This is a genomic window from Micromonospora sp. MH33 (assembly GCF_003013775.1).
Taxonomy (GTDB): domain Bacteria; phylum Actinomycetota; class Actinomycetes; order Mycobacteriales; family Micromonosporaceae; genus Micromonospora; species Micromonospora fulviviridis.
The window spans coordinates 1-6,562 of record NZ_MUYZ01000348.1; the positions used below are offsets into that span (position 1 = coordinate 1).

Genomic DNA, 6,562 nt, shown 5'->3' on the forward strand with positions numbered 1-6,562 from the left:
CCGCGACCCGTCCGACGGCGGCGGCCGGCCCGTCGCCACCCCGGACGGCGAGCCGCTGGGCCAGCAGCAGCCCGACCGGTCCGGCCAGGCCGAGAGCGAACAGGCCCGCGCCCGGCAGCGGGGCGTCCGCCCGCAGGTACGCCTCGAAGCGGTGCACCGGCCGCCCGTCCCGGCTGTCGGTGCGCACGGTGCAGCGCACCTCCCGCACCGGCGCGGGGAAGTCACCGCCGGCCAGCAGTTCCACCGGCCCGTCCTGGGCGGCGGTGAGCAGCGCGGCGGCGTCGGTGACGGTGACCCGGGCGCCGAGCAGCGTCACCGTCTCCACGTCCGGCCGGACCTCGTACCCGGTCATGCGACCACATCCCTCGCTGCGAGCGGTCTCCGCTGCCGAGTCTGACACCGGGTCACCGGCACGGCCACCGGCGCCGGTCAGGCCGCCCCGGCGAGCAGGCCGTCGACCAGGTCCCGGGGCAGCCCGTGGGTGTCGTGCAGCCAGTGGTAGTCGCGCTCGGTCAGCGGCCCGCGCGCGCGTACCCGGTCGACCAGCGGCCGGCCCCGCTCCAGCAGGCCACGGAACCGCCGCTCCTCGTCCAGCAGCAGCTCGCGCAGCGGACCGGCCTCCGCCTCCTGCCGGAACCGCCGCAGCGTGTCGCGGTACGCGTCGAGCGGCAGCCCGGTCAGGCCGCGCGCCGGGTCGTCGCGCCACAGCACGGTGAGCGCCCGCCGGACCAGCCGGCGCAGCACGTAGCCGCGGCCGGTGTTGCTGGGCCGTACCCCGTCGCCGAGGACGACCACCGCGGAGCGCAGGTGGTCGGCGACCACCCGCAGGTCCTCGCCGCGCAGGTCCCACCGGTCGCGGACCGCGCCTACCCACGGGGTCAGGCCCGCTCCCTCGAAGACCGACCGGCCGCCGCGCAGCACCATCTCCAGGCGTTCCAGGCCCATCCCGGTGTCGATGCTGGACATCGGCAGCGGCGTCAGCCGGCCGTCGGGGTGCCGGTGGTGGCGCATCTGGACGTGGTTCCAGACCTCCATCCAGCGCTCGTCGGTGCCCGGGCTGCCGGCCGGCGGGCCGTCCCCGGTCCACACGAAGATCTCCGAGTCGGGCCCGCACGGGCCGGTCGGGCCGTTGGACCACCAGTTCTCCGTGCCGGTGGTCTCGACCGGCACACCCAGCCCGGTCCAGGTGGCGAGCGCGGTCTCGTCCGGGCCGACCTGCTCGTCGCCGCCGAAGACGGTGGCGTGCAGCCGCCCCGGGTCGATGCCGAAGCCCTCGGTGAGCAGCTCGTAGCCCCAGCGGAGGCTGGTCGCGATGTCGTAGTCGCCGAGCGACCAGGAGCCGAGCATGTCGAAGACGGTCAGGTGGGTCCGGTCACCCACCTCGTCGAGGTCGGTGGTGCGCAGGCAGCGCTGCACGTTGACCAGCCGCCGGCCGCCGGGGTGCGGGCGCCCCAGCAGGTACGGGGTGAGCGGGTGCATGCCGGAGGTGGTGAAGAGGACCGGGTCGCCGGGCGGCGGGATCAGCGAGTTCTCCAGCGCGTCCCGGTGGCCCCGGCGGTGGTAGTGGTCGACGAAGGTGCGGACGATCTGGTCGGGTGTCATGGCAGGGGCCTTCCGGTTCGATCGACGACCGGACGGTCCGCCGCACGGGCGGTGGCGTGACACGACGACGCCGGCGGACCGTTTCCGGTCGCCGGCGGGGAATGGGGCAGGTCAGGCGGCGGCAACCGGCGAGCGGGAAGCTCGCGCGGTCGCGGCGGTGGTGCTGCGCCTGAGGTCCACGCCCATGACGGTAGCCGATCGGCGGCGGCGCCGCCCACCGGAATACCTCTCCGGTGGGCGGCGGCCGGTCAGGCCGTGCCGGAGGAGACCAGCGGGGCCGGGGCCACCGGCTGGCGGCGGTCGGCGCGCCGGTTCGGCAGCGACAGCCGGATCACCTTCCACCAGGCGGAGGCGACCTGCTTGGGCAGCGGGCCGGTGGTGTACTTCAGCCCGTACCGGTCGAACAGCGCCCGGACCTGCGGGGCGATCTCCTGGTATCGGTTGCTCGGCAGGTCGGGGAAGAGGTGGTGCTCGATCTGGTACGACAGGTTGCCGGTCATGATGTGCAGCAGCCGGCTGCCGCTGATGTTGGCCGAGCCGAGCATCTGCCGCAGGTACCACTCGCCGCGGGTCTCGCCCTCGATGGAGGTCTTCTCGAAGGTCTCCACGCCGTTCGGGAAGTGCCCGCACATGATCACCGAATGGCTCCACAGGTTGCGGAGCAGGTTCGCGGTGAAGGTGGCGGCGAGCGTGGACAGGAACGACGGGCCGGACAGCAGCGGGTGCAGCACGTAGTCCTTGAGCACCTGGCGGCGGATCTTGCGGCCGACCGCCTTGGCGCGGGCCCGGAACGCCGGGTCCTTGTGCTTGCCGTTCTTCAGGTTGTCCCCCAGCTCCAGGTCGTACGCGGCGATCCCGTACTCGAAGAAGCAGGCGTTGACCAGGTTGTAGAACGGCTGGCCCAGGTACATGGGGCGCCACGGCTGGTCCTCGTCGACCCGCATGATGCCGTAGCCGAGGTCGTTGTCCTTGCCGACCACGTTGGTGTAACGGTGGTGCAGCTCGTTGTGCGAGTGCTTCCACTGCTCGGCCGGGGAGACGTGGTCCCAGTCCCAGGTGGTGGAGTGGATCTTCGGGTCACGCATCCAGTCCCACTGCCCGTGCAGGACGTTGTGCCCGATCTCCATGTTGTCGAGGATCTTGGCGACCGTGAGGCCGGCCGTGCCGACGATCCAGGCCGGCGGGAAGAGCGAGAAGAGCAGCACCGCGCGGCTGCTCAGCTCCAGCGTCCGCTGGGTCTTGATCACCTTGCGGATGTAGCGGGCGTCCCGCTCACCCCGGTCGGCGATCACCCGGTCCCGGATCGCGTCCAGCTCCTTGCCGATGATCTCGATGTCCGCGGCGGTGAGGTGGGCGATCGGGTTGTCGGCCTTTTTCTGGATCACGGTCACGTCGGGTGGCCTCCTGTCAGAGTTCGATGTGGCAGGTACCGGCGGCCGCCGACACGCAGGTCTGGACGAGCACGCCGTCCCCCGGGACGGCGGTGGTGAGATCGCCGTTGCGCAGGTCGCGCACCGCGCCCTCCCGGAGCGGGACGACGCAGCCGAAGCAGATGCCCATCCGGCAGCCGGAGGGCATCAGCACGCCGGCCTGCTCGCCGGCGTCGAGGATCGGGGTGGCCCCGTCGGCTTCGACGGTCACGCCGGCCCCTGTGAACGTCACGGCGCCGCCCTCCCCCGGCGAGATCACGGTGGGCCGGAACCGCTCGGTGTGCAGCCGGTCGGCGAGCCCGTTGGCCTCCCAGTACCCCTCGACGGCGTCGAGCATGCCGATTGGCCCGCAGGCCCAGGTCTGCCGGTCGAGGTGATCGGGCACCAGGTCGGCCAGTTCGTCGACGCCGAGCAGCCCGTGGGTGTCGGTGTGCCGCTCGACCAGCCGTAGCGCGCCGGCCTCGGCGAGCGCCCGCAGTTCGGAGCCGAAGATGACGTCGTCCCGGGTAGGCGCCGAGTGCACCAGCACCACGTCGGCCCGCTCGTGCAGACCGGCGCGGAGCATCCCCATGACCGGGGTGATGCCGCTGCCGGCGGTGAGGAAGAGGACCCGTCCGGGGGTCGCCGCCGGCACGACGAAGTCGCCCTGCGCCTGGTCGAGCTGGACGATCGTGCCGGGCCGCACCCGCCGCACCAGGTGGTTGCTGACCTTGCCGTCGGGGATCGCCTTCACGGTGACGGTGATCCGGCCGTCCGCGGCGCCCGGCACCGAGGTGACCGAGTACGCCCGCCACTGGCGTACCCCGTCGACGTCCACGCCGAGGCGCACGTACTGTCCGGGCAGGTGCCCCTGCCAGCCGCGGCCCGGCTGGATGACCACCGTCGCGGCGTCCCGGGTCTCCGGGCGGACGGCGACGATCCGCCCGCGCAGCGGGGCGCCGGCGCGCAGCGGCGCGACGAGGTCGAGGTAGTCGCCCGGCAGCAGCGGGGTGGTGACCGCGCCGGCCAGCCGCAGCAACCTGTCCCGGAAGGAAACCTTCTGCGGGCGGCGGGAGGCAGTTGTGGTCATATGACCAGCTTGACTGCGTGATCGCATAACATCTTGACCGGCAAAGGTGAAACAGTCGCAGGTTCTTGTTCGGGGAGAACAAATGTCGGACGCCGCGCACCATCGCGCCCATCTCGAACTCGACGAGCAGGTGGCGGCCCGGCTGCGGGACCGGCTGCCCGTGGTGGCCGAACGGACGGTCAGCGCGATCACCGCCGAGGTCCCCGACTACTCCGGCGCGCTCACCGGCACCATGCGGGAGAAGATCGAGAACGCGGTGCGCATCGCGCTGGGCACCTTCCTCCAGCTCATCGAGGGCGCACAGGCCATCGACCCGAGCACGCCGCTGGCGCCGGCCCTGGAGGCCGCGTACGCGCTGGGCAGCGGCGAGGCCCGCTCCGGGCGCAGCATGGACGCGTTGCTGGCCGCGTACCGGGTGGGGGCGCGGGTGGCCTGGCGGGAGGTCTCCGCCACCACGGTGCGCAGCGGTCTGGCCGCCGAGACGGTGGCCGAGTTCGCCGAGCTCATGTTCGCGTACATCGACGAGCTGTCGGCGGCCAGCGTGGCCGGGCACTCCGACGAGCTGGCCAGCGCCGGCCGGGTCCGCCGCCGCAACCTGGAACGCCTCACCCAGCAGCTGCTCGCCGGCGAACCCGAGGAGAGCCTGCGGCGCAGCGCGGAACGGGCCGACTGGCCGCTCCCGCAGACCCTCACCGTCGTCCTGCTGCCCCGCCGCAACCTGCGCGCCGTGCTCGCCCTGCTCGGCCCGCAGACCCTGGAGAGCGGCGAGGACATGCCCGGCATGGAACCAGCCGACGACCTGGCCGTCCTGCTGGTGCCGGACATGCACGGGGTCCGGCGCCGCCAGCTCACCCGGCTGCTGCACGGGCACCGGGCGGTGCTCGGGCCGGCCCGGCCGTGGCACCGGGTCGCCGCCTCCTACGAGCGGGCCACCCGGGCGCTCGCCCTCGGCCTCGGCGAACCGGACGCCGGACCGGTCGACACCGAGCACCACCTGGCCGAGCTGCTGCTCAGCATGGACCCGGAGGGCCTGGCCGACCTGCGCGCCCAGGCCCTCGCGCCGCTCGCCGACCTGCCCCCCGCCGCCGCACACCGGCTCGCCGAGACGCTGCGCTCCTGGCTGCTGCACCAGGGCCGCCGCGACGACGTGGCGGCCGACCTGTTCGTCCACCCGCAGACCGTCCGCTACCGGATGGGCAAGCTCCGCGAGCTGTACGGCGACCGCCTCCACGAACCCGCCACGGTCCTCGACCTCACCATCGCGCTGGCCGTCCCGCCCGCCCCGCCGGAGGCGGAGTCACCAGGTGGGTGAGGCCGGCGTTCCTGCCTTCAGGCGGCGACGTAGACGAGGTCCATGGTGTCAGTGCGCCCGGACCAGCGGAGTTCGAGGTGCCAGCAGCCGGCCCGCGGCAGATCGATGATGGAAGGGCCGGGGCCACCGGCGACCTCCCGGGTCGCCCGGGTCGTGGTGCCGTCCAGGCTCGCGGTGATGACGAGGGTGGCCGGCGCGCTCGGGTCGGGCGACGGCGTGGCCGCCGGCCGGGCAACCCAGAGGATCTTGTTGCTGGGTCCCGCCGTCCGGCCGACCGCCAGCGGCTGGCCGAACAGCACGGCGACGATCTCGCCCTTCGCGCCGAACACGTGGGGCATGCGGGTGTCCCCGCTGAACCCGGCGTCCGCCCACTCGGGCAGCCTGCCGGCCTCGACCCGGGCCGCACAGCCGGTCGGTGCACCCGCCGCCGGGGTGGCCGGCGTGGCCGGCCGGCCCACGGTGGTGCAACCCGCCAGCAGGACCACCGGCCCCAGCAGGAGTCTCCCCCATGAACCCATCTCGCACCTCCGGGCGATGTGTGCCGGTGCCGGTCGACGGCACCCCTGCCCTGACGACACCACCCGGACGGCGCAGGTTCCTCCCGTGGCGGTTGTCCCCGTCGCGGGGCGCGAGCCGCGCTAGCCCAGGGACGCGGCGATCCGGACCGCCGCGTCCCGGGTGAGGTGGCCTTCCAGCCGGTAGCTGACGCCGGCGTCCTCCCAGATCAGGGTGGCGGCGGCGAGCCGCGCGGTCTCCACGCGTTCCACGCCGGCACGGTCGACGTACGCGAGTTCGTGCGGACCGCCGATCCAGACGGCGAAGTCGCCGTCGACGGTGACCCACTCCACGCCCGGCCCGCCGATCTGCTTGTGGAAGACCGGGTCGAGGCGACCGTCGAAGGCGTCGAGGCGCAACGCGCCACCGCGGTAGAGCAGCGTCGCCACCCGGTACGTGCCGGTGCCGTCCGGATCGGCGACCAGCACCTGCTCCGGGGCGCCCAGAGCGGCGGGCACGCGGATCGGGAAGCGCACGTGTCGCTGCGCCTCGTCGAGGGAGGCGGGCCGCTGCGACGGCAGCGGCGACGGCACCCCGGTGGGCGGATCCGGCGCCGGGGTGGTCTCGATGACGACCCCGGAGAAGCGGAGCAGC

The 6,562-nt window shown here is 73.7% G+C and carries 6 protein-coding genes and 1 pseudogene; 1 reads left to right on the forward strand and 6 read right to left on the reverse strand.

What is annotated here, in order from left to right; translation table 11 throughout:
* From B0E53_RS31780 to B0E53_RS31795, 4 genes and pseudogenes are all read right to left on the reverse strand, one after another.
* Positions 1-352 (reverse strand): annotated as a pseudogene (locus B0E53_RS31780) (ATP-binding protein); the annotation flags it as partial.
* A 77-nt stretch (positions 353-429) separates the two neighbouring features.
* Positions 430-1,602, reverse strand: coding sequence for an alanine--tRNA ligase-related protein (locus tag B0E53_RS31785; RefSeq protein WP_107079351.1), 1,173 nt, complete (start codon positions 1,600-1,602; stop codon positions 430-432).
* Between the two features lie 248 nt (positions 1,603-1,850).
* Entirely contained in the window at positions 1,851-2,993 is a 1,143-nt protein-coding gene (locus tag B0E53_RS31790; protein ID WP_107079352.1) for an acyl-CoA desaturase, read from the reverse strand.
* A gap of 16 nt (positions 2,994-3,009) precedes the next feature.
* Positions 3,010-4,101 carry a ferredoxin reductase gene (locus B0E53_RS31795; RefSeq protein ID WP_107079353.1) on the reverse strand — a complete coding sequence of 364 codons (1,092 nt, stop codon included), beginning with the start codon at positions 4,099-4,101 and terminating at the stop codon, positions 3,010-3,012.
* Positions 4,102-4,183: 82 nt separating this feature from the next.
* Here B0E53_RS31795 and B0E53_RS31800 point away from each other — a divergent pair, with 82 nt between their 5' ends.
* The gene (locus B0E53_RS31800) at positions 4,184-5,413 is read left to right on the forward strand and encodes a helix-turn-helix domain-containing protein (protein WP_107079354.1); all 1,230 of its coding nucleotides are present in this window, start codon (positions 4,184-4,186) and stop codon (positions 5,411-5,413) included.
* Between the two features lie 17 nt (positions 5,414-5,430).
* On the opposite strand, the gene B0E53_RS31805 is transcribed toward B0E53_RS31800, so the two are convergent.
* Positions 5,431-5,931 carry a hypothetical protein gene (locus B0E53_RS31805; protein WP_107079355.1) on the reverse strand — a complete coding sequence of 167 codons (501 nt, stop codon included), beginning with the start codon at positions 5,929-5,931 and terminating at the stop codon, positions 5,431-5,433.
* 120 nt (positions 5,932-6,051) lie between these two features.
* Positions 6,052-6,562: hypothetical protein (locus B0E53_RS31810; protein WP_107079356.1), on the reverse strand; the 511-nt coding region annotated here is incomplete at its 5' end.